This window comes from Micromonospora echinospora (assembly GCF_014203425.1).
GTDB classification, from domain to species: Bacteria; Actinomycetota; Actinomycetes; order Mycobacteriales; family Micromonosporaceae; genus Micromonospora; species Micromonospora echinospora_A.
In genome coordinates this window covers 1,107,546-1,133,785 of the sequence record NZ_JACHJC010000001.1, presented here as the reverse complement: position 1 = coordinate 1,133,785, position 26,240 = coordinate 1,107,546, and the positions used below count along the sequence as shown (strand labels likewise).

27 protein-coding genes and 1 pseudogene are annotated in these 26,240 nt (G+C 72.3%); 10 read left to right on the top strand and 18 right to left on the bottom strand.

Going from position 1 to position 26,240, the window contains the following annotated elements; translation table 11 throughout:
* Positions 1-98: 98 nt before the first annotated feature.
* Positions 99-623 carry a hypothetical protein gene (locus tag FHU28_RS05480; protein WP_184681487.1) on the top strand — a complete coding sequence of 175 codons (525 nt, stop codon included), beginning with the start codon at positions 99-101 and terminating at the stop codon, positions 621-623.
* Between the two features lie 70 nt (positions 624-693).
* Here the strand turns inward: FHU28_RS05480 and FHU28_RS05475 are convergent, their stop codons facing one another.
* Positions 694-1,650: a sulfotransferase family protein gene (locus FHU28_RS05475; RefSeq protein ID WP_184681486.1), complete on the bottom strand. Its 957-nt coding sequence runs from the start codon at positions 1,648-1,650 to the stop codon at positions 694-696.
* On the opposite strand from FHU28_RS05475, the pseudogene FHU28_RS32435 reads away from it, so the two are divergent.
* Positions 1,649-2,347, top strand: a pseudogene (locus FHU28_RS32435) (cytidylate kinase family protein); the annotation flags it as partial. The gene FHU28_RS05475 and the pseudogene FHU28_RS32435 overlap by 2 nt on opposite strands.
* Positions 2,339-2,740, top strand: coding sequence for a YybH family protein (locus FHU28_RS32430; RefSeq protein ID WP_311773688.1), 402 nt, complete (start codon positions 2,339-2,341; stop codon positions 2,738-2,740). The pseudogene FHU28_RS32435 and the gene FHU28_RS32430, both read left to right, overlap by 9 nt.
* A 30-nt stretch (positions 2,741-2,770) precedes the next feature.
* On the opposite strand, the gene FHU28_RS05460 is transcribed toward FHU28_RS32430, so the two are convergent.
* Positions 2,771-2,959 carry a DUF397 domain-containing protein gene (locus tag FHU28_RS05460; protein ID WP_184681484.1) on the bottom strand — a complete coding sequence of 63 codons (189 nt, stop codon included), beginning with the start codon at positions 2,957-2,959 and terminating at the stop codon, positions 2,771-2,773.
* Entirely contained in the window at positions 2,950-3,750 is an 801-nt protein-coding gene (locus FHU28_RS05455) for a helix-turn-helix domain-containing protein (protein ID WP_184681482.1), read from the bottom strand. The genes FHU28_RS05460 and FHU28_RS05455 overlap by 10 nt, the downstream gene beginning before the upstream one ends.
* Positions 3,751-3,907: 157 nt before the next feature.
* Here FHU28_RS05455 and FHU28_RS05450 point away from each other — a divergent pair, with 157 nt between their 5' ends.
* Positions 3,908-4,156 carry a hypothetical protein gene (locus FHU28_RS05450; protein ID WP_184681480.1) on the top strand — a complete coding sequence of 83 codons (249 nt, stop codon included), beginning with the start codon at positions 3,908-3,910 and terminating at the stop codon, positions 4,154-4,156.
* Positions 4,153-4,500 carry a hypothetical protein gene (locus FHU28_RS05445; protein ID WP_073825983.1) on the top strand — a complete coding sequence of 116 codons (348 nt, stop codon included), beginning with the start codon at positions 4,153-4,155 and terminating at the stop codon, positions 4,498-4,500. Before FHU28_RS05450 ends, FHU28_RS05445 begins: the two co-directional genes overlap by 4 nt.
* 47 nt (positions 4,501-4,547) lie before the next feature.
* Here the strand turns inward: FHU28_RS05445 and FHU28_RS05440 are convergent, their stop codons facing one another.
* The 6 genes from FHU28_RS05440 to FHU28_RS05415 form a co-directional block, all read right to left on the bottom strand.
* A complete protein-coding gene (locus tag FHU28_RS05440; RefSeq protein ID WP_184681479.1) occupies positions 4,548-5,861 on the bottom strand; it encodes an ABC transporter ATP-binding protein in 1,314 nt (437 codons plus the stop codon).
* Between the two features lie 158 nt (positions 5,862-6,019).
* Positions 6,020-8,203 (bottom strand): bifunctional glycosyltransferase/CDP-glycerol:glycerophosphate glycerophosphotransferase, encoded by a 2,184-nt coding sequence (locus FHU28_RS05435; RefSeq protein ID WP_184681477.1) that lies wholly within the window; start codon positions 8,201-8,203, stop codon positions 6,020-6,022.
* A gap of 16 nt (positions 8,204-8,219) precedes the next feature.
* Positions 8,220-10,154 carry a DUF5941 domain-containing protein gene (locus FHU28_RS05430; RefSeq protein ID WP_376700647.1) on the bottom strand — a complete coding sequence of 645 codons (1,935 nt, stop codon included), beginning with the start codon at positions 10,152-10,154 and terminating at the stop codon, positions 8,220-8,222.
* Entirely contained in the window at positions 10,151-10,897 is a 747-nt protein-coding gene (locus FHU28_RS05425; protein WP_184689259.1) for an ABC transporter ATP-binding protein, read from the bottom strand. Before FHU28_RS05425 ends, FHU28_RS05430 begins: the two co-directional genes overlap by 4 nt.
* Positions 10,894-11,721, bottom strand: a complete 828-nt coding sequence (locus FHU28_RS05420) for an ABC transporter permease (protein WP_184681475.1) — start codon at positions 11,719-11,721, stop codon at positions 10,894-10,896. Before FHU28_RS05420 ends, FHU28_RS05425 begins: the two co-directional genes overlap by 4 nt.
* A 65-nt stretch (positions 11,722-11,786) precedes the next feature.
* Positions 11,787-13,157 (bottom strand): L-serine ammonia-lyase, encoded by a 1,371-nt coding sequence (locus tag FHU28_RS05415; RefSeq protein ID WP_184681473.1) that lies wholly within the window; start codon positions 13,155-13,157, stop codon positions 11,787-11,789.
* A 712-nt stretch (positions 13,158-13,869) separates the two neighbouring features.
* Here FHU28_RS05415 and FHU28_RS05410 point away from each other — a divergent pair.
* A complete protein-coding gene (locus FHU28_RS05410) occupies positions 13,870-14,073 on the top strand; it encodes a PspC domain-containing protein (protein WP_030503550.1) in 204 nt (67 codons plus the stop codon).
* A gap of 83 nt (positions 14,074-14,156) precedes the next feature.
* On the opposite strand, the gene FHU28_RS05405 is transcribed toward FHU28_RS05410, so the two are convergent.
* From FHU28_RS05405 to pdxH, 7 genes are all read right to left on the bottom strand, one after another.
* Positions 14,157-14,933, bottom strand: coding sequence for a DUF4230 domain-containing protein (locus FHU28_RS05405; RefSeq protein WP_184681471.1), 777 nt, complete (start codon positions 14,931-14,933; stop codon positions 14,157-14,159).
* Between the two features lie 99 nt (positions 14,934-15,032).
* Positions 15,033-16,193: an acyl-CoA dehydrogenase family protein gene (locus FHU28_RS05400; protein ID WP_184681469.1), complete on the bottom strand. Its 1,161-nt coding sequence runs from the start codon at positions 16,191-16,193 to the stop codon at positions 15,033-15,035.
* Between the two features lie 31 nt (positions 16,194-16,224).
* Positions 16,225-16,530 carry a type II toxin-antitoxin system VapB family antitoxin gene (locus FHU28_RS05395; protein ID WP_013283726.1) on the bottom strand — a complete coding sequence of 102 codons (306 nt, stop codon included), beginning with the start codon at positions 16,528-16,530 and terminating at the stop codon, positions 16,225-16,227.
* Between the two features lie 54 nt (positions 16,531-16,584).
* Entirely contained in the window at positions 16,585-17,187 is a 603-nt protein-coding gene (locus FHU28_RS05390) for a nitroreductase family protein (RefSeq protein ID WP_184681467.1), read from the bottom strand.
* Between the two features lie 2 nt (positions 17,188-17,189).
* Positions 17,190-18,116, bottom strand: a complete 927-nt coding sequence (locus FHU28_RS05385) for an aldose 1-epimerase family protein (protein WP_116503603.1) — start codon at positions 18,114-18,116, stop codon at positions 17,190-17,192.
* A 16-nt stretch (positions 18,117-18,132) separates the two neighbouring features.
* Positions 18,133-19,425 (bottom strand): MFS transporter, encoded by a 1,293-nt coding sequence (locus FHU28_RS05380; protein ID WP_184681465.1) that lies wholly within the window; start codon positions 19,423-19,425, stop codon positions 18,133-18,135.
* Entirely contained in the window at positions 19,422-20,051 is a 630-nt protein-coding gene (gene pdxH, locus FHU28_RS05375) for a pyridoxamine 5'-phosphate oxidase (protein ID WP_184689257.1), read from the bottom strand. Before pdxH ends, FHU28_RS05380 begins: the two co-directional genes overlap by 4 nt.
* Before the next feature lie 273 nt (positions 20,052-20,324).
* On the opposite strand from pdxH, the gene FHU28_RS05370 reads away from it, so the two are divergent.
* Positions 20,325-21,431, top strand: a complete 1,107-nt coding sequence (locus FHU28_RS05370) for a citrate synthase 2 (protein WP_073826022.1) — start codon at positions 20,325-20,327, stop codon at positions 21,429-21,431.
* Between the two features lie 69 nt (positions 21,432-21,500).
* Here the strand turns inward: FHU28_RS05370 and FHU28_RS05365 are convergent, their stop codons facing one another.
* On the bottom strand, positions 21,501-21,899 hold the full coding sequence (locus FHU28_RS05365; protein WP_184681463.1) for a DUF3592 domain-containing protein: 399 nt from the start codon (positions 21,897-21,899) through the stop codon (positions 21,501-21,503).
* A gap of 239 nt (positions 21,900-22,138) precedes the next feature.
* On the opposite strand from FHU28_RS05365, the gene serC reads away from it, so the two are divergent.
* The 3 genes from serC (at position 22,139) to FHU28_RS05350 (ending at position 25,596) form a co-directional block, all read left to right on the top strand.
* Complete coding sequence (gene serC, locus FHU28_RS05360; RefSeq protein WP_184681460.1) at positions 22,139-23,266, top strand: phosphoserine transaminase; 1,128 nt, start codon at positions 22,139-22,141, stop codon at positions 23,264-23,266.
* A 191-nt stretch (positions 23,267-23,457) separates the two neighbouring features.
* The gene (gene sepH, locus FHU28_RS05355) at positions 23,458-24,546 is read left to right on the top strand and encodes a septation protein SepH (protein WP_184681458.1); all 1,089 of its coding nucleotides are present in this window, start codon (positions 23,458-23,460) and stop codon (positions 24,544-24,546) included.
* Between the two features lie 63 nt (positions 24,547-24,609).
* Entirely contained in the window at positions 24,610-25,596 is a 987-nt protein-coding gene (locus FHU28_RS05350) for an aldo/keto reductase (protein ID WP_184681456.1), read from the top strand.
* An 80-nt stretch (positions 25,597-25,676) separates the two neighbouring features.
* Here FHU28_RS05350 and thpR read toward each other — a convergent pair whose 3' ends face one another.
* The gene (gene thpR, locus FHU28_RS05345; RefSeq protein WP_184681454.1) at positions 25,677-26,240 is read right to left on the bottom strand and encodes an RNA 2',3'-cyclic phosphodiesterase; all 564 of its coding nucleotides are present in this window, start codon (positions 26,238-26,240) and stop codon (positions 25,677-25,679) included.

Below are 26,240 nucleotides of genomic sequence, written 5' to 3'. Positions count from 1 at the left end.
TCCGTCAGATTGTTATGGTTAAGTAGAACACCAGTTAAGCGACATGGCAACGACTGACGGCGTTTCGACGGCTGCCGACTCCGGGTAGCGAGTGGCCCATGAACCGCGATCTCGCACGCGGGCTGACGGTGGCGTGGGCGCTGCCGGAGTTCCGCGAAGGGCTGCGTCACCTCGTCGACCTCGACGAGGTGACAGTGCTGCTGGCCGCGCTGTCCCTTCCGGACCGCGACCGCGAGGTCGAGCGGAGCGCGCTGGGCCTGCTGCGGTCCGGGCTCGACAGCACCGAGGTCCGGGAGGCGGTGTTGCTGCTGCTGGAGCGGGACACCGTACGCCGGCCGCTCGTCGCCGCGGCGGTGGAACCGCTCGCCGACCGGCCCGGTCTGGTCACCGCCGTCACGTCCGCGGCCGAGGACCCCCGGGTACGCCACGAGGTGCGCGCGATGCTGGACAGCGCCCACGTCCGCGAGCTGATCTGGCGGGCGGTCGACGACCAGGTGAGCGACAACCGGTTCGGGCTGATCCGCCGGGCGGCGGTGCTGTTCGTCCGGCACCCCGGCGCGCGGCGCCTGGCGTGGGCGCTCCGCCGGCACGGCGTGCTCCGCGAGTTGCGCCGCAAGGCGTGATCCGGAGCCGCATCACCTGATCGAGCCGGTCAGCTCCGGACAGCGCGGCCGGCCCTCGACATCGCGGCCGTCACTCGTATCCCATCGCGGGGATGATCTCGCCCAGTTCCCGCTCGACGTAAGCGCGGGTGCCGGCGTCGAACTGGTCGTCGCGGTGCGCCAGCTTGTCCGCCTGGAACGTCAACGCAGTGACGGCGTCCTCGACGCCGAGCCGTTCGAACAGGGCGCGCCGCTGCCCGGCCCAGTCGGCCGCCAGGTCCTCCGCCTTCACCTCGACGTACCGCCTGCTCGTCAGGTCGGTCGCGTTCCTCCAGGTCAGCCACCGGTCGTAGATAGGCACGAGGTAGGCCAGCGCACCGTCGACGGCGGACGGCGCCCATGACTGGGCGAGGTGGGAGGCGAGCACCGAGACCGGGTGACGCTTGATGTGCACGATCGTCGCCTCGGGGACCAACTCCCAGAGGAAGTCCATGGCGAAGAGGTTGAACGGCGTCTTCTCGCACCAGGTCGGCTTGCCCGCGTCGGCCGCCGCCCCGCCGAACAGCGTCTCGACCAGGCCGCGCAGAACGGCGATCAACTCGGCCCGGTCACGGAAATACCTCGGGACGACCCGTCGGCGGCTGACCGGCCCGAACGGCCCGGCGGGCCGGTCGCCGTCGCCGAAGCCCGCCGCGGGCGCGGGCTCCTCGAAGGCGTGCGCGATCACCTGCGGCCAGAGCTGGTGTACGGCGTCCCGGTAGCGCCGTTCGCCGACCAGCTCGGGCACGGTCTTGCCACGATCGTCACGCCGTCCGGGCACCCGTACGGTGAGGAAGTCGCTCAGCCGGTGCAGGGCGTCCTCACCGACGATGGGGTCGTACCGTTCGGTGAGCGCGTCGGCCAGGTCCCGCAGGCCACCCGGTTCGACGAGGAACTTGGTCTCCATCGGGATCCGGTGGATCAGCGGGTGCTGGCCGATGACGTCGGCGATCCGCGACGTGCCGGAACGGCCAGTGCCCGCGACGAAGACCGGTGAGGGGGACGGCATGGACGGCAGTCAAACTCCCGGCCCGGCGCAGGGGCAATCCATTTATCCCCGCCGCGATCAGCTGATCGGCCTCCTGGCCGACGCGGTCGGGTCCGTCACAGTGGCGCACCCGACCCGGGTCGCCGTCGACGGGCCGCCCGCCGCCGGCAAGACGACGCTCGCCGACGAGCTGGCCGCCGTCCTGCGCGCCCAGGGCCGGTACGTCATCCGCGCGACAGTCGACGATTTCCTCTTCCCCCGCGCCCAGCGCTACCGGCGCGGCGAGTACTCGGCCGAGGGCTGCTACGTCGACACCCACGATCACCAGTCGCTGAACCGGGTGCTGCTCGACCCGCTCGGCCCGGGCGGCGACAGGCGCTTCCGGCACGCGGTCTACGACCACGCCACCGATACGGTGCTGTCCCGGTCGCCCACGACCGCCCCCGCCGACGCCGTGCTGGTGTTCGACGGGGTCTTCCTCCTGCGCCCGGAACTGGTCGACCGGTGGGAGCTGCGCGTCTTCGTGTCGACAGCGCTGGACCGTACCGTGGAGCGGGCGGTGGTCCGGGAGAGCCCGGTGTCGTCCCGGGCCGACGTCGAACGGCGCTGGCGCGAGCGTTACCTTCCCGCCCAGCGGCTCTACTTCGCCACTGCCCGCCCGGCCGAGCACGCCGACGTCGTCGTGCACAACGACGACCCCGGGCGGCCGATGTGGGAGATCCGGACGGCCTTGGATGGCAGGCTGGCAACCATGGACAGGAATCGGGTGGCGGCCTGGATCGAGGCGTACGAGCAGGCGTGGCGCACACCGGGCACGGCGGCGCTCGGCACGATGTTCACGCCCGACGCGACCTACCAGCAGGGCCCGTACCGGGAGCCGGTCGTCGGCCTGCCCGCCATCGTCCGCATGTGGGACAGCGAGCGCGACGGACCCGACGAGGTCTTCCAGATGACCTCGGAGGTCGTCGCGGTCGACGGCGACACCGCTGTGGCACGGGTGCATGTCCGGTACGGCGACCCCGTCCATCAGGAGTGGCGCGACCTCTGGATCATGCGGTTCGCCGAGGACGGCCGGTGCCTGTCGTTCGAGGAGTGGCCGTTCGCGCCGTGACGGCGGACCGCCGACGACGGCGGTCGCTGCCTAACCCCGCTTGGCGTACGCGACGAACGCCGCCCAGCTCGACGGCGTGAACGTCAGCGCCGGCCCCGGCCGGTCCTTGCTGTCCCGCACCCCCACCACGCCGGGCAGATTGTCCGCCACCTCGACACAGTCGCCGGAGTTGCCGCTGCTGCGGGTGCTCTTGCGCCAGATCGCGCCGGTCAACTCCATCGCTTCGCCGCCTCCGTGATCGCCGCCAGAGTCGCCCCGTGCGGCATAGCCTCCGCGCGCACCGACTCCCAGGTTTGCCGCAGTGATTTTACGTCCGCGTGTCGCTCCACAATCGTGCCGTGCAACTGGTTGTCCAGGTAGCCCACGTCGTCACCGTCGGCCGGGGTGGCGAGCACGAAAGCACCGTTGAGCCCTGGATAGGCACCGACCGTTTCCGGCACCAGGTGCAGGTGCACGCGAGGCCGACGACCCACCTCGACCAGGTGCGACAACTGCTCCCGCATCACCTTCGGGCCGCCGACGGCGCGAGTGAGCACCGAATGGTCGAGCACCGCCACGAACTGCGGGGGCGCCGGGCGGTCCAGCACCACTTGCCGCGCCATCCGCGCGGCCACCTGCTGCTCCATGGCGTCGCCGACAAGTGGGCTCGCGCCCTCGTGCAGCGCGCGTGCGTACTCCTCGGTCTGCAACAGACCGGGGACCACCAGCGGTTGGAAGCTGCGTAACGCCGTCGCCTCCTGCTCGATGCTCACCCACTCGCGGAACCACGGCATCAGCGCCTCCTGCATCAGCGCGTCCCGGATCCGCACCAGCAGGCCGCCGCCGTTCAGCACCTCGTCGCAGCGCTCGGTGAACTCGGCGCGCGGCGCGCGGCGGCACTGCTCGACGGCCGCCACCAGCGACGCCGAATAGCTCACCCGCTCGCCGAGGGCCTCCTGGGTCAGCCCCGCATCGGTACGTAACCGGCGCAGCTCACCGGCGAACAGTTCCCACAACGGCACACGGATCATCTGCACACCTCTGCACACGGCTGCACACGGAAATCGGCCGGTCGGACGGCCAGGAAGGTGGGGGTGGAACGCCTTCCGACCCTAGCGGCGCGGTGACGAGACTGTCACGCAGTGGAGCCGAATTCGTCCGGTTCCCGCTACCGAGAGGAGTTGCGCCGTGCGACTGCGCTGGTTCCGCTGCCGGGGTGCGTCGGCACCGACACTGCCCCAGCGGGTACGGGGCGACAACCTGCCGGAGTGGATGCGGCAACCTACCCGTCCACTCCCGACGATGGGCCCCGGCCGGGTCGGCAACCTCACCCCGGCCCAGCAGTGGCGGGCGAACGGCGGTCGCTGGTCCGCCCCGGAGCAGCGCGGCGGCGACGCCGGCAACCGGCGAGACGGCCACCACGAGGAGCCTCGATGATCAGCCACCAGCTCGGGCAGCCGCCGGACGGGCCGACGCCGGATCGCCCCCGCCCGTACCCGTTGCACGCCACCCCGCACACGCCGCTGCGTCCGATGTGGTGCTGCCGGGCGTGCGGCCAGCCGTGGCCGTGCCCGACGGCCCGTCTGCTGCTGCGCAGCGAGTACGAGGACAACCGGATCGGGCTGTCCATCTACCTGTGCGGCCTGCTGTACGAGGCGACGCGCGACCTCTACCGGCTGAACCCGAACGACGCGCCCGCCCCGGCCGACATGTTCGCCCGCTTCGTCGGCTGGGGCCCGTACCGCCGTCACCGGCCCGTCCCTCCGGGCGGCGGTTGTTAATAAGGGGCCCTTCCTCTACCGGAGGCGTTAACAGGGTGCCCCTCCTTTCACCGCCAGCCGACGTCGATGCGGTCGCCTCGCTCGTCGAAGAAGTGCAGCGCGTCCATCCGCACCTGCACGGCGAGCGGGTGCCCGGGCGACACCTGCGGGTACGGCGCCAGCCGTACCGCCAGTTCCGCCGGACGGCGGTGGTGGCGGCCCGGGTCGGGCAGCACGCTCGTCCGGTTGCCGCCGCCCCCGCCGGCTTCCGGGGCGGGCGCGGAAGACTCCGTCGCACGCCCGGTGAGCCGCTGCATCACCTGGTTGAACCGGCGCAGGCCGCGCTGGCCCGGTGCGGCCTGCTCGACAGCGGTGCCCATCTCGTCGACCACGATCGCGGTGGCGCCGATGTCGAGGAACGCGAGCGACTCGTGCCCGTGGTGCTCCAGGAAGCGGATGCGCCCGTGCAGCACGTCACCGGCGGTGTCCGGGGCGACCGGGGTGAGCGCCTCGGCACGCATACCGACCACGATCCGCTCGCCGTGGTAGTGCGCCACCGCCCGGCTGCGGATGTCGTCCCAGGGCAGGTAGAGCGACTGCTCACCGAGGTTCAGCGCGACGTACCGGTCGAGGTGGACGTAGACCGACGCCTCCAGCAGGTTCATCCGAGGGCTGCCGAGGAACGCGGCGACGTAGAGCGTGGCCGGACGGCCGTACACCTGGGTGGGGGTGCCCACGTCCTGGAGCACGCCCTTGCGCATGATCGCCACCCGATCGGCCATGGTCAGCGCCTCGGCCTGGTCGTGGGTGACGTAGATGGTGGTGACGCCGAGTTCGCGGGTGAGGCCGGAGATCTCGGCGCGCAGCTCGGCGCGCAGTCCGCTGTCCAGGTTCGACAGCGGCTCGTCCATCAGGAACAGGCCGGGCCGGCGCACTATCGCCCGCCCCATGGCGACCCGCTGCCGCTGGCCGCCGGAGAGCTGGCTTGGCTTACGCGCGAGTACGTCGCCGATGCCGAGCGCGCTCGCCACGTCCTGGATCCGCTCACCGCGCGGGCCGGGCTCGACGCCGGAGAGCCGCAGCGGGAAGCCGATGTTGTCGCCGACTGTCATGTGCGGATAGAGCGCGAAGTCCTGGAAGACCATGGCGATCTTTCGGTCGCGTGGCGGCAGGTCGTTCGCCAGCTCACCGCCGAGCATGATCGCGCCGGAGGACGGGTCCTCCAGCCCGGCGACCATGCGCAGCACCGTCGACTTCCCGCAGCCCGACGGGCCGAGCAGCACCATGAACTCGCCGTCGTTGACGTCCAGATTGATGGTGTCGACCGCGACTGTTCCATCCGGGAACACCTTGGTGACATCCTTGAGCGCGACGGTCGCCACCGCCACCTCCCCAGTTTTCTCTCCCCAAACCCGGGAATGACTGTGACCAGGATCATCTGATCCGCACATCGGGTAAACGTGCCATGTTCGGCTCGTGACAGTCCTATTAAGCGGTGTTCGCCGGACTCCACGCTTAAGTGACCAGCGAGTAGCCGCTTTTACGGCGTTTCGCCGAGGAACACGCGGCGCACCACGCGCTCGGCGGCGTGCCCGTCGTCCAGGGCGCAGAACCGCGACCGGAACGCCGTCCGGGCCCGCTCGGCCGCCTCGTCGTCGACAGCGCCGGAACGGAACACGTCGAGCAGCCCGGGGAAGTCCAGCGCGACAGCGCCCGGCGGCTCGGCCAGCAGGTCGAAGTAGACACCACGGGCCACCCGGTAGGCGTCCCAGTCCGGCGCGTAGACCACTATCGGCCGGTCCAGCACCGCGTAGTCGAACATCGCCGAGGAATAGTCGGTGATCAGCACGTCCGCCGCCAGGTAGAGGTCCTCCACCCGGTCGTACGCGCTCACGTCCAGCACGCCGTCCGCCGCCGGTCCCCCGGGGCGCCGCTCCCGGTCGTGGAAGTAGTGGCTGCGCATCAGCAGCCGGCCCCGGGGCCCGAGGACGTCGAGCATCCGGTCCGGGTCGAACGGCGGCCGCCACCCGGGCAGGTGCTCCCGGTGCGTCGGCGCGTACAGCACCACGTACTCGTCGGGTGCGATGCCCAGCGCGGCGCGGACCTGGCCGCGGTCCTCGGCGGTGGCCAGCGCCAGCCGGTCGTTGCGCGGGTAGCCGACCTCCAGCGTGGTGTAGTCCGCCGGGTACGCCCGCTCCCACATCTGCGTCGAGAAGCTGTTCGACGTGATGCTGTAGTCCCAGCGGTCCACCCGGCGCAGCAGGCCGGCGAAGTTCATCCCCACCGCGCCCACCGGGTAGCGCTGCTGATCCAGGCCCATCACCTTGACCGGCGTGCCGTGGTGGGTCTGCACGTGCACCGAACCGGGCCGCTTGCGGACGAAGTCCGGGAAGTTGACGTTGTTGACGAGCCAGCGGGCACGGGCCAGGACGCGGTGGTACTCGCGGGTGCCGGCCACCACGTACTCGACGCCGGGCGGCAACGTGGCCACCCGGTCGCGGCGGACGATCCACACGCCACGCACCTGCGGCGCGAGCCGGCGGGCCGCCTCGTAGATCGCGGCCGGGTTGCACGAGTAACCCCGGTACCAGTAGGCCGCGTAGACGGCGAGCGTCGGGTCGACCGGCCGGTGCAGCTCGGCCCGGTAGTACTCGCCCAGCGCCAGGTCACGGGCCCTCCGGGCGGTACGCCGCACCACGGGTGCGACCCGCCGCCGGGCCCGCCGGGCGGTCCGCCGGGCCGTCTCTCCCGCCTGGTGCGCCTCGCGCAACGCGCTGAACGTCCGCCATCGGCCGGCCGCCACCAGCCGGTGCTTGAGCCCTTCCGGGCCGGGCGGGACCGGATAGCCCTCGGGCGGCAGGAACCGCACGTAGTCGGCGTGCATCTGGGCGAAGAACGGCGCCCGCAGCTCGGGCGCGATCCGGTCGCCGTTGCCGAGCACCGTGAGGTAGTGCCAGATCATCCGCTCGAAGACCGCCGGGCGCAGCCCGGTCACCTTCCAGCGGTCCATCAGCCCGAACACCCGGTGCCACTGCGCGAAGACCTCGAAGTGCCGGTCCCCCCGGGTCTTCGTGATCGCGCCGGTGCGGCGTTGCCGGTAGTTCAGGCAGATCCGATCGAGTACGCCGATCCGCCCGGCGGCCATCAGCGCCGGATAGCTGAACGAGACGTCCTCGTACCAGCCCGGCTCGAAGCGCAGCCCGCGCTCGATCAGGAACTCCCGCCGCACCACCCGGTTCCACGCGGTGTGCAGCAGCTTCAGCGTCTCCGGCCGGTCCCGCAGCGCGAACGTCGTCGCGCCCGGCGGCACCGGGAACACGTCGCGCATCGCGCTGCGGGTGCCGATGTTGTTCCAGTGCGCCCGGACGTGGTCCACGATCAGCACGTCCGGCGCGGTGTCGCGGAGCCGGTCGGCGACGTGCGGCAGGCAGCCGGGCACCAGCCAGTCGTCCCCGTCGACGAACCACACGTACTCGCCGACGGCCCGGTCCAGCCCGATGTTGCGGGCCGGACCGAGCCCGACGTTCTCGGCGAGCCGGACCGGGCGCACGCGGGGGTCGCGCAGCGCGTACTCGGCCAGGATCTCGCCGCTGTCGTCAGGGGAGGCGTCGTCGACACCGATGACCTCGATGTCGCCGAACGGCTGGTCGAGGATCGAGTCGAGACATTCCCGCAGGTAGCCCTGCACCTTGAAGGCCGGTACGACGAAGCTGATCAAGGTCACCCCGGCCCGCCCTCCGTCAGCCCGGCGAGCGCACACCCCCATGGGCGCGGGCCGGCAGGACCACCCAGGCGAGGACCACGCTCGCGACAAAAACCACGAGAAGGTACGCACCGAGTGTAGCCAGAGCGATACTCGCATATCCGGCGATCAGCCCGATTGCCAGCAGCAGGGAACGCCCCGGCCAGCCCAGCGTGGCGGCGTGCAGCGGCGGCGCCGACTGCCGCTTCTCCAGCCGGGCGGTCAGGTCGTAGTGGTGCAGCGTCAGCACCAGGACGTACCCGAAGATCAGCCACGCGGGCGCCCGGCCCGCCACCCCGACCGCGATGGCGAACAGGTACTCGGCGGCCCGCAACGCGGCCGGCACCAGCCAGTCCAGCGACCCGTCGTGCGGCGCCCGCGAAGCCTGCGCGGCGCCCAGCAGCAGCACCAGCGCGAGCACCGGCACGAAGACCGGCAGGTCGCCGCCGCCGTGCACCGCGAGCAGCGCCCACACCAGCGTCCCCGCCGAGCCGAGCGCGCCGAGCACCGCCAGCAGCAGCGGCCGCCGCGTGGTCGGCAGCGTCCGCGCCAGCACGCCGTCGTCGCGGTGCAGAGCCGCGTCCACAGTGGCCATCACCGGCACCCGCATCCACCGCGCCCGCAAGGTCCGCAACCCCCCGGTGTACGCGAACGCCAGCGCACCCCAGACCAGTACCGCGACCAGCGCCACCAGCTGACCGAACAGCGCGGCGGCGATCGCGATCAGCGCCCACCGCTCCCCGATCGGGAACACCACTGTGCGCTTCAGCCAGTACGACACCGAGCCGGTGTCCGCCTGCACCCGCGTCGACGCGGCGTTCAGCTTTCCGCCGATGCCGCCCGCGTCAGCGGTCACCACCTTCGGCCGCCGGGCCGCCTCGTCGTGCAGCGCCCCGTACCAGGTGTCGGTCATGTGCCGCACGGTCTGCAACGTCATCGCTGCCAGCGCCAGCGCCCAGCCGTACCGGAACCCGGCGTGCGTGGCCCCGAAACCGAGACCGGCGTAGACCACGTACTCCTTGAACCGGTCGGCCATCGTGTCCAGCCAGCCGCCCCAGGCGCTGAAGTGCCGGGTGTAGCGGGCGAGCTGCCCGTCCACGCAGTCCAGCACGAACCCCAGGTAGAGCAGAACCGCCCCGGCCACCAGCGCGGGCCGTCCCCCGGCGCCGAACAGCACCGCCGCGGCCACCGCGAACGCCACCGAGACCATGGTGACCCCGGTCGGCCCGATCCCGATCCGCGCCGCCGCCTTCGTGACGTACGGGGACCAGGTACTGACGAAGAACGTGGTGAAGAAGTCGTCCCGCTCCTTCACCGACAGCTTCAACTCGGCGCGGTCCTCGTCGACGGCGGCCACCGCCGCCTCGGCCGCCACCCGCTGCGTCTCGTCGCCGACCCGGTGCGCCACGAGCAGACGTACCCTCTGGGCGAAGATCAGCGTGCCCCGCGCGGCGAGGTCGGCCACGAGCCGGTCCACCGCGCCCAGCGGCCCGCCGTCTGCGGCGCGGCGGGCGGCGTCGGCGAGCGCCGGAAGGTCGGCCGCGCCCACCCGCAGCGCGCCGCCGAACACGCCGCTCGCGTCGTCGGCGTCGACCTCGACCACCTGCCCGCGTTCCTCGCGCACCGTCGCCTGCCCGGGAGCGGGTGGATCGGTGAGCACCAGCGCCACCGTCGGCCCGACCGGGCTGGTCGCGAGATGCCTGAGTACGGCCGTGTGCGCCACCAGGTCCGCGCCGCTCACCAGCACCGGGCCGGTCGCGGCGGCCACCAGGTCGGCCAGCTCGGTCAGGTCGGCGGCGATACGCACGTCGTCCGCCCCGGCCCGACGCCACTGCGCCGCCAGGCGCTCGGTGAGCGATTCCCCGGCGGCTCGGCCGGGTTCGGTGGGGTGGCCCGCCGCCGGGTCGGCCGCGAGCACGATCGCGAGCGTCACCGCTTCGCCGCGTCGGCGTAGGCCGCCAGCGCCTCGTCGATCGTCCCGTCGACGATCAGCCGTCCGGCGTCGAGGTAGAGCCCCCGACGGCAGAACCGAGTGAGGTCCTTGTCGTTGTGTGACACCAGCACCAGCGTGCGCCCTTCCGCGAGAAGTCGCTCGATGGTCGCATAGCACTTCGCGCGGAACTCCGCGTCCCCGACCGCTGTCACCTCGTCCACAAGCAGCACCGGGTGCGGCAGGTGCGCGATCACCGCGAAGCCCAGCCGCACCTTCATCCCCGACGAGTAGTGCCGCACCGACGTGTCGATGGCGCGTTCCACCTGCTCACCGGCGAACGAGACGATCTCGTCGAAGTGTTCCCGTAGGTACGCCGACGACAGTCCGTGCAGCCCACCCACCAGGTACAGGTTCTCCCGGCCGGTCAGGTCACCGGAGAACCCGGCGGACAGTTCGAGCAGCGGCGCCACCCGGCCGTGCACCCGGATCGAGCCCTCGTCCGGGATGAGCACGCCGGCGATCAGCCGCAGCAGCGTGCTCTTGCCGGTGCCGTTGCGCCCCACCACGCCCACCGTCTCGCCCGGCTCGACCCGGAACGACAGGTCGCGCAACGGCCAGAACCGGCCGGCGTCCGGGTCGCGGGCGCCCCGGTGCACGATCAGCTCCCGCAGCCGCAGCTGACGGCGCCGGTTGCGGACGAACCGGATGCCGAGCCCGTCCGCCTCGATGATCGGGGCCATCAGAGTTCCTTCAGCACTGCCGGTTCGAGGCGGTGGAACGCCCACCAGCCGAGCGCCAGCACCGCCACGCTGCCGGACACCGTGATGATGAGCAGCCGGGCGTCCGGGAACTCGTCCGGGTACCAGACCGCGTGGTGCAGCTGGAAGATCCCGACCAGCGGGTTCAGCTCGTACCCGATCTTGAGCCAGCCCGGCATGCCCGACTCCCGGACCAGGTCGAGCGGATAGATGATCGGCGTGGCGTAGAACAACAGCCGGATGATCAACCGCATGGTGCGCTCGATGTCGCGCATCAGCACGTTGCCCGCCGACAGCAGCAGCGCCAGGCCCACCAGCAGCACGAACTGCACCGCCACCGCGAGCGGCAGGGCGAGCAGGCTCCACCCGGGCCGGATCCTCCCCTGGCTCGCGTAGATCGCCGCCACGGCGACCAGGATCGGCAGCCCGGCCAGGTACTCGGCGAAGCGACCGGTGACCCGCCCGATCGGGAAGATCGGCCGGGGCAGGTTCATCGTGGTGATCAGCCGGGACTGCCCGGTCAGCGCGTTCGCCGCCTCGGTCAGCGCCGAACTCGCCCACATCCAGGCGAAGATCCCGGTGATCAGGAACAGCGGGTACGAGCCGGCCGCCTCGCCCAGGTGCCGCCGGGTCGCGCCGGAGTAGAGCACGCCGAAGACGAACCAGTAGATCAGGCCCATGCCGAGCGGCTCGATCAGCGACCAGAAGTAGCCCAGCACCGACTGCTGGTACTTCACCGCGAGATCCCGCCGGACCAGGATGCGCAGCGAGGTGCGGGCGGACCAGAGCGCCGCGACGCCTGACGTCACCGCATCATGGTCGCGCCTTCTCGTACCCGCGCGACTGCTGTCCGCGCCGGGTCACTCCAACGGAGTCAGCACTCGATCACGTTGACGGCGAGCCCGCCCCGCGCGGTCTCCTTGTACTTGACCTTCATGTCCGCGCCGGTCTCCCGCATGGTCTTGATGACCTTGTCCAGCGACACGTGGTGCACCCCGTCGCCACGCAACGCCAGCCGGGCCGCGGTGATCGCCTTGATGCTGGCCACCGCGTTGCGCTCGATGCACGGGATCTGCACCAGGCCACCCACCGGGTCGCAGGTCAGCCCCAGGTTGTGCTCCATGCCGATCTCGGCGGCGTTCTCCACCTGCTCCGGCGTACCGCCGAGCGCCTCGGCCAGCCCGGCCGCCGCCATCGAACACGCCGACCCCACCTCGCCCTGGCAGCCCACCTCGGCGCCGGAGATCGAGGCGTTCTCCTTGAACAGCACGCCGATCGCGCCCGCGGCCAGCAGGAACCGGACCACGCCTTCCTCGGAGGCGCCGGGCACGAACCGGGTGTAGTAGTGCAGCACGGCCGGAATGATCCCGGCGGCGCCGTTCGTCGGCGCGGTGACCACCCGTCCACCGGCCGCGTTCTCCTCGTTGACCGCCAGCGCGAACAACGTCACCCAGTCCATCGCGCGCAGCGGGTCCTGGCTGCCGGTCTCCGCCTCCAGGCTGCGCCGCATCTCGGCCGCGCGCCGCCGGACCTTCAACCCACCCGGGAGTACGCCGTCACGCGTGCAGCCGCTCTCCACGCACTCGCGCATCACGCGCCAGATCTCCAGCAGCCCCGCGCGGACATCCGCCTCGCTGCGCCAGGACAGCTCGTTGGCGAGCATCACCTCGCTGATCGACAGCCCGGTGTCGGTGGTGACCTTGAGCAGCTCCGCGCCGGTGAGGAACGGGTGCCGTACCCGGGTGGCGTCCGGCTTGATCCGGTCCGCCCCGGCCGCCTCCTCGTCCACCACGAAGCCGCCGCCGACCGAGTAGTACGTGCGTGACCGCACCTCGTTCCCGGCCGCGTCGTACGCCGCGAACGTCATCCCGTTCGGGTGGTACGGCAACGAGCGCCGGCGGTGCAGCACCAGGTCGGCGTCCGGGTCGAAGTCGATCCCCTGGCTGCCGAACAGGTCGAGCCGCCGCTGCGTGCGGATCCGCTCCACACGCGGCCCCACCGAGTCGGTGTCGACAGTCTCCGGGACCTCGCCCTCCAGCCCCAGCAGCACCGCCCGGCCGCTGCCGTGCCCGTGCCCGGTCGCGCCGAGCGAGCCGAACAGCTCCGCCCGTACGCGCGCCACGTCGGCGAGCTGCCCGTCGGCCTTCAGGCCCGCCACGAACGTACGGGCGGCCCGCATCGGCCCGACGGTGTGCGAGCTGGACGGCCCGATACCGACGCTGAAAAGATCGAAAACACTGATCATGTGCTGCTTCCTCGCCGTCGTCCCCGTTGTGCGGATCCGAGCCGGTGCGTGGGTTGCCGCGCCCGCCAGGCGGGTGGACGGCCGGCGCCCGGGGTGGGGGCGCCCGACCGGCGAGCCTACCCCGCCCTCATGAATACCCGCCCCCACTCCGCCGCATGCCCACCCCGCAGCAACCGCCCGCCCTCCTCCCCGTCGATCTTGGAGTTGTGGCACCCAGGATGGACAGGTTTACGGCTTTCGCGAACTGCCACAACTCCAAGATCGCCGCACCCGCGACCGACCCCGAGAGATCTTGGAACCAAACGGCCCCCACAGGGGCCCTCTCCTACCAAGATCTCGACCAATCCCACCAACCGGAACACCTGTCTCGCCACACGAAACGCACCCGAAGCAACACCCGACCGAACGATGCTCCCGGCCGCCCACCACCCCCACCACTCCCGCGATCTTGCACTTCCGGCCCCGTCAATCCACCGCAAATGGGGCGCGGCCGGGGCCTCAAGTGCAAGATCGCAGGAGCAGGAGCGGCGTGACCGTAGACGCCGCGCGGCGGCGGGCGGGGAATCTTCGCGGGCGAGTCGATGGGGATGGTCCGGGGTATGCACCTACGGGTGCCCGGGTCGCCGATCATCCTCGGGGCCGAGGGCGCGGCGCGCACCCCTTTCTACCGTGGAATCAGCGCGGCGGATCGCCGCAGAAGTGGGAGACGACGATGAGTCGCAAACTGGTCCGGCCCCGCCAGGGGCGCATGATCGCCGGTGTCTGCGCCGGCCTGGGGCAGCGGTTCGGCATGTCGGCCGGCATGGTCCGGCTGCTGTTCCTGCTGTCGCTGCTGCTGCCCGGCACGCAGGTGATCATCTACCTGATCCTGTGGGTTCTGATGCCGAACGAGGACCGCTACCTCGCCACCCGCTGACGCGACACGAAGCCGGCACACCGGCACGCGAACGCGCCCGCCCCGGACGATCGGGGCGGGCGCGCGGCGTCAGCGCATGAAGATCAGGGAGCCGTGTAGGTGACTGTCACCTTCTCGTAGCCGAGGGACCGCAGCAGCCCTTCCAGCATCTTGCGGGTGTTCTCCTCGGCGCGGGCGGCGAGCCCGCTGTCCCGGGCCGCCGCGGTGATCCGGTCCTCGGCGAGCTTGTATACCTGCTGCTGCCGGTTGGGGTCGCCGGCCACCAGGTCGTTGAGCCGGTTGATCAGGCCGCGCTGCTCGGCGAACACGTAGCTCTTGTCCATGTCCAGGTCGGTCTCGCCGAGCTGCGGCGCGGGCAGCTTGATCTCGGCGGACTTGCCGTCCTCGGAGACGACCACGGCGCCGTCGGCGATCTTCGCGAAGTCGACGTACGCCTCGACGCGGCCCGCCCCGACGAACAGCGTGCGCTCGTTGAGCAGGAAGTCGGGCACGTTGCGCCTGTCGTTCTGCACGTCGACCACGACCTGGAAGTTGCCCTCGGCGGCGACGTAGCGGCTCAGGTCACGGATCGACTTGAGCAGTGGCGGCTGGCTGCGGTCGGTCTGCTCCTTGGCGAACGGATTGCGGAAGTCGGGCAGCAGACCGGTGGCCTGCACGCCGAGCAGCACCACCACCGCCAGAGCCGCCGCGCCGAGCACCCAGAGCAGGCCACGTGCCGCGCCGCCGCCCGACGGCGGGACTCCCGGACCGGGCTCGCGGTCCGGGTCGGGCGAGCCCTCCGCCCGGTCGCGAAGGGACTCGCTGGTGGGGTAGTCCGGGAACTCCCGGGTGGGCTCGTTGATGTCACCGTCGCGGGCCATCGCCCTCACCGTCCTCGTCCGACACATCGACTGACAATGACGGTACGGCCACCGTGCGACAGTCGCTCGCCGAGCGCCCCGATCGGGTGAAACCGCAGGTCAGGCGAACGCGGACAGGCCGGTGAGCCGCTGGCCGATGACGAGCTGGTGGATCTCGGAGGTGCCCTCGTAGGTGAGCACGCTCTCCAGGTTGTTGGCGTGCCGCATCACCGGGTACTCGCCGGAGACGCCGTTCGCGCCCAGGATCGTGCGGCACTGCCGGGCGATGGCGAGCGCCTCCCGCACGTTGTTCAGCTTGCCCACGCTCACCTGATCGGGCCGCAGCGTGCCCGCGTCGGCGAGGCGGCCCAGGTGCAGCGCGAGCAGCATCCCCTTGTTCCACTCCACCGCCATGTCGGCCAGCTTGGCCTGGGTGAGCTGGAAACCGGCGAGCGGGCGGCCGAACTGGGTGCGCGTGGTCGCGTACTCCAGGGCGGTCTCCAGGCAGTCGCGGGCCGCGCCGAGCGCGCCCCAGACGATGCCGTGCCGGGCCTCGGTCAGGCACCCCAGCGGCGCCTTCAGCCCGATCGCCTCGGGCAGTCGCGCGTCCGCCGGCAGCCGGACGTCGTCGAGCGCGATCTCGCCGGTCAGGGACGCGCGCAGCGACATCTTGTGCCGGATCTCGCGCGCCGTCACCCCCGGCGTGTCCATGGGTACGGCGAAGCCGCGCACGCCCTCGTCGGTGCGCGCCCAGATCACGCCCACGTCGGCGATCGGGGCGTTGGTGATCCACAGTTTGCTGCCGTTGAGGATCCAGTCGTCGCCGTCGCGGCGGGCACGGGTGGCCATCGACCCTGGATCGGAGCCGTGGTCGGGTTCGGTGAGCCCGAAGCAGCCGATCGCCTCGCCGGTCGCCATGGCGGGCAGCCAGCGCTGCTTCTGCTCCTCGCTGCCGAAGCGCCAGATGGCGTACATGGCCAGCGATCCCTGCACCGACACCAGCGAGCGGACGCCCGAGTCGCCGGCCTCCAGTTCCAGGCAGGCCAGCCCGTACGCGACGGCGGACGCGCCGGCGCAGCCGTACCCGGTCAGATGCATGCCGAGCAGACCGAGCTTGCCGAACTCGCGGGCCAGCTCGCGCGCCGGGACCTGGCCGTCCTCGTACCAGCCGGCGACGTGGGGGCGTACCCGGTCGGTCACGAGCTGGCGCACGACGGCGCGGATCTGCCGCTCCTCCTCGCTGAGCGACGCATCGATGTCGAGCAGGTCCAGAGGAGTCATGGCGTCACCTTAACCAAGGCTCAGCCGGGCGTCACTCGCCCTGGTCGCCGAGGACCAGCACGCGCGCGTGGATCTGGTTGCGCTGCTGCAGCGCCGCGCGCAGCGCCCGGTGCAGGCCGTCCTCCAGGTAGAGGCCGCCGTTCCACTGGACCACGTGCGGGAAGAGGTCGCCGTAGAAGGTGGAGTCCTCCGCGAGCAGCTTGTCCAGCGCCAGTTCGCGCTTGGTGGTGATGAGCTGGTCCAGCCGCAGCGGGCGCGGCGGGATCTCGGCCCACTGCTTCAGCGTGAGGTTGTGCTCCGGGTAGGGACGCCCGTCCCGGACCGCCCTGAAGATCACGGCGTGCTCTCCTCCCCCAGGCCCGGCTGACGATGTGGATGTCAGCCTAACCGCTCAGGTCCACCGTCCCCGCCGCACCACATCCTGCACCGGACGCCGCCCTCGGCGCAGCGACGGTGACCGATGGTCGGCAGCCCGGTAACCCACAGTGATGGCACCGACGGGGCTGAGTTCCGGCGGTACCCCGAACGCCTCCCGGTACGCCTCGATCCGCTGCGACGCAATGCCGAAGAAGCAGGCGCCCAGCCCTTCGTCCACGGCGGTGAGCAGCATCAGCAGAGCGGCGAAGCCGGTGTCCACGTACCAGTAGGGCACCGGCCAGCGGTCCTCGGCACGGTCCGCCCAGCCCTTGTCCGGCTCGGCGTAGCGGTCCAGGTAGGCGTCGCGGTTGGCGTGCGGCACCACGATCAGCGGCGCCCGGCGCATCCCGGCCAGCCAGCGTTCCCGGCCGCCGCCACCAGGCGTGGTCGCCGCCCAGAACCGTTCCCGGTCCTCGGGTTCCTCCAGCACCAGGAAGCCCCAGCCCTGGGCGAACCCGGCCGACGGCGCCCGGACGGCGTGGTCCAGCAGCCGGTCCACCACCTCCGGCGGCACCGGCCGGTCGGGGTCGTAGTTGCGCACCATCCGGCGGCGGCGGACGACCTCGGCGAACTCCACGCTCAGACCTCCGGCCGGACGCCCCAGGCGCCCCGCCAGGTCTGCCCCGGCTCCAGCGTGATGACGTCCCGGCCGGAACGGAACGCATCCGGCGGGCAGGTCATCGGCTCCACCGCCACCGACCGGCGGTGCCGTTCCCCGCCGAGCGTGTCGCCGGTGAACACCTGCCACCAGCCGAACTCGCGGTCCGCCCAGATCCGCAGCCCGGACGAGCCGTCCGGCGCGCTGAGCGTCACCGCCGAACCGCCGTCGGCGTCCCGCTCGACGTCACCGAAGGCGGTGTCGAGGACCAGGTCGCCGATCGGGCGTGGGCTGGTGAAGTCGAACTCGGAGCCGGTCACCTCGGTCGCCCCGACGGGCAGCAGCCGGCCGTCCACCAGCACCCGCCGCCGGGCCGGCAGGTGCAGCCGCAGCCCGTCCACGCCGACCTTCGGCAGTTGCAGGTAGGGGTGCACGGAGAAGCCGAACGGCGCGGGCTCGCCGGACAGGTTCGTCGCCTCGTGCTCGGCCCGCAGCCCGTCCGGGCCGACGCTCCACCGGGCCCGCACCCGCAGCGCCCACGGGTAGCCGGGGCTGGGCGGCAGGTCGTAGCCGATCGTCACGCTGTCCGCAGACTGCTCGATCAGCTGCCATCGCGCCCAGTTCACCAGGCCGTGCAGGGCGTTGTGCCGCTCCGGCTCGGTGAGGTCGAGCTGGAACGACTTCTCCCCGAACGAGTAGACGCCGTCCCGGATCCGGTTCGGCCAGGGCGCGAGCACCTGGCCGGCCGAGCCGGGGCAGACCTCGTCCTCGGCGTACCCGTCGAGGTAGTCCAGGCCGTCGTGCCGGTATGCCCGCAGCCCGCCGCCCACCTCGACCACGACGGCCTCGTGGCCGTCGGCGGCGATGGTCCACTGTGTACCGGACGGTGGCTGCACGTCGATCCCCATGTCGGCGACCCTACCGTCAGCGCCGCTCCTCGGCTGGGGTGGTGGAGCGATAGCGCAGCAACGCCGGGAACGCCGCCACCAGCAGCACGGCGAGTACGGCGGCGGCGAGACCGCCCCCGACCATGGCGAAACCGGTGCCGAACCCGGCGGCCATCGCGCCGGCACGCAGGTCGCCCAGGCGCGGGCCACCGGCCACCACGACGGTGTTCACGCCCTGGAGGCGGCCCCGCATCCGGTCGGGCGCGTAGACCAGCAGCATCGACTGGCGCAGCGTGGCGCTGACCAGGTCCGCCGCCCCGGCGACGCCGAGCAGCACCACCGCCAGCCACAACTGGCCAGCCAGCCCGGCGAGCGCGATCGCCACGCCCCAGCCCACCACCGCCACGGTGAGCGCGACGCCCTGCCGGCGTACCCGGCCGATCCATCCGGAGGTCAGGCCGCCCAGCATCGCGCCGATGGCGATGGAGCTGTAGAGCCAGCCCACCGCCGAGGCGCCGCCGAAGCGTTCCTGCGCCAGTTCCGGGAAGAGCGCGCGCGGCATGGCCAGGATCATCGCGATCAGGTCGATGGCGAAGGAGAGCAGCAGCACCCGCGTGGAGGCCAGGTAGCGGAAGCCGTCGACGATGCTGGCCAGCCCGGCCTTGCGGACGCCGCCGTCCGGGTCCGGCGTGGGCGGCATCGCGGGCAGCCGCAGCGTGGCCCAGAGCGCCGCGGTGTACAGCAGCGCGTCCACCGCGTACGCGATGGGCAGCGCCGTCTCGACCTGCCACCCGGCGAAGATCAGGCCGGCGGCGAGCGGGCCGAAGACGGCGGCGGCGGTGAACGTGGTGAAGTTCAGCGTGGTGGCCGCCGGAACCAGCTCGGCCGGCACCAGCCGGGGCAGGATCGCGCTGCGGGCCGGCGAGGTGATCGCGAAGGCAGTCGACTGGAGGCCGACGAGCAGCAGGAGCAGCAGCGGGCTGCGCGCGCCGGCCAGCGACTGCACCAGCAGCCCCAGCGTCGAGGCCCAGAGCACGCAACCGCCGACGAGCAGCACCCGGCGGCGGTCCCGGGCGTCGGCGATCGCGCCGCCCCACAACCCGAACACCAGCAGCGGCACGAAACCGGCGATGCCCAGCAGGCCGACCCAGAGCGAGCCGCCGGTCAGGTCGAACATCTCCACCGGCACCGCCACGGCGGTGAACTGGAAGCCGAACATGGCGATCGCGTTGCCGGTCCACACCCGCCGGTACGCCGGCACGCGCAGCGGACGCAGGTCGATCGCCCAGCGGCGCGCTTCCCGCCGCCGGGGCGTGGTGACGTCGGTCACGGCGCGAGCCGCTCGACGACGAAAACCCCGTCCCCGGTACGCCGGAAGCGCAGCCGGTCGTGCAGCCGGCTGGCCCGGCCCTGCCAGAACTCGACGGTCTCCGGCCGGACCCGGAACCCGCCCCAGTGCGGCGGCGCGGGAATCGGGTCCACGTCGGCGAACCGCTCCGCCGCCGCCCGGTACGCCTCGTCCAGCGCGGCCCGGTCCGGCACCACCGACGACTGGGCACTGGCCCACGCCCCGAGCTGCGAGCCGCGCGGCCGGCTGGCGAAGTACGCCTCGGTCTCGGCCCGGTCCACCTGCTCGACCCGGCCGGTCACCGTCACCTGCCGCTGCATCGGGAACCAGGGGAACACCAGGCTGGCCCACGGGTTCCCGGTCATCTCGGCGCCCTTGCGCGAGCCGTGGTTGGTGTAGAAGACGAAGCCCTCCGGGTCGTACCCCTTGAGCAGCACGGTGCGCCCGCTGGGCCGGCCCCGGGCGTCGGCGGTGCCGAGCACCATCGCGTTCGGCTCGGGCAGCGGATGTGCCACCGCGTCGGCGAACCATCTGGCGAACTGGGTGTGCCAGTCCGTCGCCAGGTCCGTCTCGGTCAGGCCCAGGTCGGCGGCGTACTCGTTACGCATTCCGGCCGGTGCGGGTGTGTCGCCTGTCACTGTGGTCGTCCCTCTCCCGGGCGTGCCGGCGTCCCCCGACGCTGGCCAGGCCCCGCTACCCAGTCTTCTCCTACTCTCACCGACGGCCAGCGGCGGGGATGTCGCGTGGCGCACAGTGGCTGTGGGTCGCGCAGCTTGTTACCCACCGGGCAAGATGTTCCGAACCACATCCCTGAAGGGTCGCCTGAGCTGCGGGGCTCGATCAGCCCGCCCGGGCGCGCCGAGCCGAAGCCAGGAGACGACATGTCCGATTTCAAACCCGGCTTGGAGGGCGTCGTAGCCTTCGAGACCGAGATCGCCGAACCCGACCGCGCGGGGGGATCACTGCGCTACCGGGGCGTGGACATCGAGGACCTGATCGGCCAGGTCTCGTTCGGCAACGTCTGGGCACTGCTGGTGGACGGCCGGTTCGGCCCGGGCCTGCCGCCGGCCGAACCGTTCCCGGTGCCGGTGCACTCCGGTGACATCCGCGTCGACGTGCAGTCCGCGGTCGCCATGCTGGCGCCGTACTGGGGGCTCAACCAGCTCCTCGACATCTCCGACGAGCAGGCCCGCGAGGACCTGGCCCGGGTGTCGGTGACCGCGCTGTCCTTCGTCGCCCAGTCGGCGCGCGGCCTGGGCCTGCCGGCCGTGCCGCAGAAGGAGATCGACAAGGCGGAGACCATCGTCGAGCGGTTCATGAAGCGGTGGCGGGGTGAGCCCGACCCGCGGCACGTCAAGGCCGTCGACGCGTACTTCATCTCGGCCGCCGAGCACGGCCTGAACGCCTCCACCTTCACCGCCCGGATCGTCGCCTCCACCGGCGCGGACGCCGCGGCCTGCATCTCCTCCGGCATCGGCGCGCTCTCCGGCCCGCTGCACGGCGGCGCACCGTCCCGGGTGCTCAGCATGCTGGAGGCGGTCGAGCGCAGCGGCGACGCCGACGGGTACGTCAAGGGCGTGCTCGACCGGGGCGAGCGGCTGATGGGCTTCGGCCACCGGGTCTACCGGGCCGAGGACCCCCGCGCCCGCGTGCTGCGGCGTACCGCCAAGGACCTGGGCGCGCCGCGCTTCGAGGTCGCCGAGGCGCTGGAGAAGGCCGCGCTGGCCGAGCTGCAGGCCCGCCGCCCGGACCGCGTCCTCGCCACCAACGTCGAGTTCTGGTCGGCAGTGGTGCTGGACTTCGCCGAGGTGCCGGCGCACATGTTCACCTCGATGTTCACCTGCGCGCGGATGGGCGGCTGGTCCGCGCACATCCTGGAGCAGAAGAAGCTCCAGCGGCTGGTGCGCCCGTCGGCGACGTACGTCGGTCCCGGCTCGCGCAAGCCGCAGGAGGTCGAGGGCTGGGACGCGATCCCGCACGGCGTCTGACGTCTCGCCCGGGGCCCCGCTTCCACCCGCCGGTGGAGCGGGGCCCCGGCACGTCCGGGGGCGCCCCGGTCAGCGCCGCCACAGGTGCCAGGTGATCCCGCCCATGACCGCCGCTCCGGCCAGCGCGATGGCCGGCAGGAGGAACGGCAGGTGGTGGGTCCGGGTGTCCATGGCATACCAGGACGGGTCGTCCGGGTGGTACAGCAGGGGCACCTCGTCGCCGACCCGGGTGCCGGAGTAGACATCGATCTTGGCAACCACCCGCCGGCCCTCGGCGGTGACGAAGGCCACCCGCGCCGGGTCACCCTCAAATCCCAGCACGATGCCGGTGGCGGTGTGCTCCGCGTGGAGCAGGCGCGCGTCCTGATCCGCCTTTTGGACGGCGAGCGTCAGGAAGACCGTCGCCGCCACGGCGCCGAACGCCAGCGCCAGCCACTCCCCGAACGGGCGGCGGTGTCTTCGGCTCATCCGTCACCTCCGCAACTCATGATCGCGGACGCGGGCAACCCACCGTCGCCGCCCGTGTGGCGGACGCCTCACCGACCGGCGTGGGACTGGCCGCCGGACGGCCCCGAGCAGGTGCGAGGATGGCCGTGGCAGTGTCGCCGGAACAAGGCTCGGACGCCGCCCGCCGTACGGCGGCAGGACATCGTCCGCGCCCTGCCAGCTCACCGGGCTCTCGCCCATGCGGAAGGATCTTGAAGACCGTGGCTGACGCACCGACCATCCGGATTCCCGACGAGATCAGGCCCGCCGACGGACGATTCGGCTGCGGGCCGTCCAAGGTCCGTCCGGCCGCGGTCTCCGCCCTGGCCGACGTCGCCACCAGCTACCTGGGCACGTCGCACCGGCAGAAGACGGTCCGCGACCAGGTCGCCCGGCTGCGCCGCGGCCTGGCCGAGTTCTACTCCCTGCCCGAGGGGTACGAGGTGGTGCTCGGCAACGGCGGCACCACCGCGTTCTGGGAGGTCGCCACGTTCGGCCTGATCCGCGACCGGGCCCAGTTCGCCAGCTTCGGCGAGTTCGGCGCCAAGTTCGCCAAGTCGGTCTCCGACGCGCCGTTCCTGGGCGAGCCGACGGTGCGCAAGTCCGACGCGGGCAGCGCCCCGACGCTGGTGGCCGAGGCCGGCGTGGACGTCTACGCCACCCCGCACAACGAGACCTCCACCGGTGTCGCGGTGCCGATCAGCCGGGTGGCGGGCGCCGACGAGGGCTCGCTGCTGCTCGTCGACGCCACCTCCGGCGCCGGCGGGCTGGACGTGGACGTCGCGCAGACCGACGTCTACTACTTCGCGCCGCAGAAGTGCTTCGGCTCCGACGGCGGCCTCTGGCTGGCCCTGATGTCGCCGGCCGCGCTGGCCCGGGCCACCGAGATCAAGGAGTCCGGCCGCTACATCCCGGCCTTCCTCGACCTGGTCACCGCGATCGACAACTCGCGGCTGGAGCAGACGTACAACACCCCGGCGCTGGCGACCATCTTCCTGGCCGCCGAGCAGACCGACTGGATGAACTCCCAGGGCGGGCTGACCTGGGCGGCCAAGCGCACCGCCGAGAGCGCCGGCATCGTGTACGGCTGGGCCGAGCGCTCGTCGTTCGCCACGCCGTTCGTGTCGGACCCGGCGCTGCGGTCCAACGTGGTCGCCACAGTCGACTTCGCCGACGGGGTGGACGCCACGGCGATCGCGAAGGCGCTGCGCGCGAACGGCATCGTCGACACCGAGCCGTACCGCAAGCTGGGCCGCAACCAGCTGCGGGTGGCGCTCTTCCCGGCCGTCGAGCCGGCCGACGTCGAAGCGCTCACCGCGTCGATCGACTACGTGGTCGAGCGACTCTGATCACTCCGTCACGGTGCGTGGCCGTCAGGGCTCCGGCGGCCACCCACCGTGATCATTACCGCAGCTCAGTCACGACATGCCGGGGTGTCGCAGTCCCCATCGCCGGGTAGATGAGCGTACGGTGGTGCGAGACGCCCGGGTGGCCGGCTCCCGTGGCGTGACGGCCAGCGAAGCGGGACGGAGGCAAGCCCATGCGCCCAGTACGCTTCGTCGCCCTCTCCGAGGACGGCCAGGCCCTGGTGCTCGCCGACGAGGTGGGGCGCCTGCTCGCCCTGCCCATCGACGAACGGATCGCGTCGGCGCTGCACGCCGAGCCGGGCGCCCCGCCGCTCGTGGTGGTGCCGAGCGCCGCCGACCTGACACCGTCACTGTCCCCACGGGACATCCAGGCCCGGATCCGCTCCGGTGAGTCCGCCGAGGACGTCGCCCGCATCGCCGGCGTGCCTGTCGACCGGGTGCTGCGCTACGCCGGCCCGGTGCTCCAGGAGCGGGCCATGCTCGCCCAGCACGCCCGGCGCACCCGGCTGAAGGGCGCGGAGAAGCCGACCCCGCTGGCCGAGGTCGTCAACGGCCGGCTGGCCCAGCACGGGATCGACACCGAGAAGATCTCGTGGGACGCCTACCGCCGCGACGACGGCACCTGGCGGATCATCGCGACCTGGCCGTCCGGCAAGGCCACCGCGCAGGCGGTGTGGGACCTGGACAAGACCCGCCAGAACGTCGCCCCACACGACGACATGGCGCAGTACCTGTGCGCCGAGCGGCCCACGCCGATCCTCGGCCAGGAGCCGGCGCCGGAGCGGGGCGGCCACGCGCTGCCCGGTCCGTCGCGTGGCGAGCCGAGCCGGGGCGGGCACGGCCTGCCCTCCGGGGCCGACCACGCCCGTCCGGGGCGCGACCCGATCCGCGCCGGCCGGGACGCGCTGCTCGCCTCGCTGGACCGGCCGCTCGGCGGCACGTCGGGGCGCGGCCTCGACACCCGGTCCCCGGCCGCGCTGGCCGGCTCGGAGGCACCCCGCCAGCGTGCGGTCGCCGGTGGCGCAGCCGCGCTGCTCGGGGGCGGGCAGGGCTCGGCCTTCGACGACGACTCGGACGCGCCGAAGGAGGTCCCGGCCGTACCCTCGCTCGCCGTGCTGCGGCCCCGGCGCACCGGCGCCGCGGCGGCGACCGGCGGCGCGGGCGCCGAGTCCACCGAGGCCGGTGGCAAGCCGCGCAAGCGGCTGCCGAGCTGGGACGACGTGCTCTTCGGCACCGGCCCGGCAGCGCGCGAATCCTCCTGATCCACAGCTCCACCCTGGCTCGTTGAGAGGGCACTCGAAGTGCCGGCGTGCCAGGGTGGAGCCATGGAGTACACGAACCTGGGACGCACCGGCCTCTCGGTGAGCCGCCTCTGCCTCGGCACGATGAACTTCGGTCCGCAGACCGACGAGCCGGACAGCTTTGCCATCATGGACCGGGCGCTCGAACACGGGATCAACTTCTTCGACACCGCGAACGTCTACGGCTGGAAGCTCGGTGAGGGCGTCACCGAGCAGATCGTCGGCCGCTGGTTCGCGCAGGGCGGCGGGCGGCGCGACAAGGTCGTCCTCGCCACCAAGGTGTACGGCAAGATGGGCGAGTGGCCCAACGAGCAGGGCCTGAGCGCCCGGCACATCATCCGGGCCTGCGAGGACTCGCTGCGCCGCCTGCAGACCGACACCATCGACCTCTACCAGATGCACCACATCTCCCGGACCACGCCGTGGGAGGAGATCTGGCAGGCGATGGAGACGCTCGTCGCCCAGGGCAAGGTGCTCTACGTCGGCTCGTCCAACTTCGCCGGCTGGCACATCGCCCAGGCGCAGGCCGCTGCCGGCAAGCGCAACTTCCTCGGCCTCGTCTCCGAGCAGTGCATCTACAACCTGCTGACCCGCCACGTCGAACTGGAGGTCGTCCCGGCCGCGCAGCACTACGGGCTGGGCGTCATCCCCTGGTCGCCGCTGCACGGCGGGCTGCTCTCCGGCATCATCCGCAAGATGGCCGACGGCAGCGCGGCGCGCGGCACCACCGGCCGCTCGGCCGACGCGCTGGCCGAGCACCGCAGCACCATCGAGGCGTACGAGAAGCTCTGCGCCGACCTCGGCCACGACCCGGCCGACGTGGCGCTGGCCTGGCTGCTGTCCCGCCCGGGCGTGACCGCCCCGATCGTCGGTCCGCGCACCATGGACCAGCTCGACCGCAACCTGGGCGCGCTCGACGTCCACCTGGACGAGCCCACGCTGACCCGTCTCGACGAGCTGTTCCCGCCGGTCGGCAACGGCGGCCCAGGCCCGGAGGCCTGGGCCTGGTAGGTGAAAGGAAGGGCCCCTTCTTAACGCCTCAGGTAGAGGAGGGGCCCCTTCTTAACGCCCTGCCGCGAGCGCCCACGCGCTTAACGCCCAGCCGCGAGCGCCCACGCGGCGACGCGGGTGTAGCGCGGCGTACCGCCCGGGTGGCTGCGGACCAGCACCACCTCGCCGGCCGACCACTGTGGCCCGACGTACCCGTTCAGGGTGTCCCGGTCGGCGTGGAGGTCGGCCTCGGGCACTCGGTCGCCGGGCCGGGCGATGGTCAGGTGCGCCCGGAACGGCTTGTCGTCGCAGGGCAGCCCGGCCTCGCACAGCGCGCCGCGGATCGACCGGGCGAGCGCGTCGAGCGCCTCGACGTCGCCGCGTACGTCGACCCAGAGCACCGTGGACCGGCCCTGACCGAAGCTGCCGCCCGCGGCCAGGCACAGCCGCGGGGAACGAGCCGACCGGGCGGCCGAGGCGAGCGCGTGCTCCACGTCGGGCAGGCGGACGTCCGGCACCTCACCGAGGAAGGCCAGCGTGAGGTGCAGGTTCGCCGGGTCGGCGAGCCGGGCGTGGCGGGCGGACGCGACCCGCAGGCCCTTGACCCGGGCGGTCAGGTCCACGACCGCCACGGCAGGTGGGTAGATCGCCGCGAAGAGACGCAC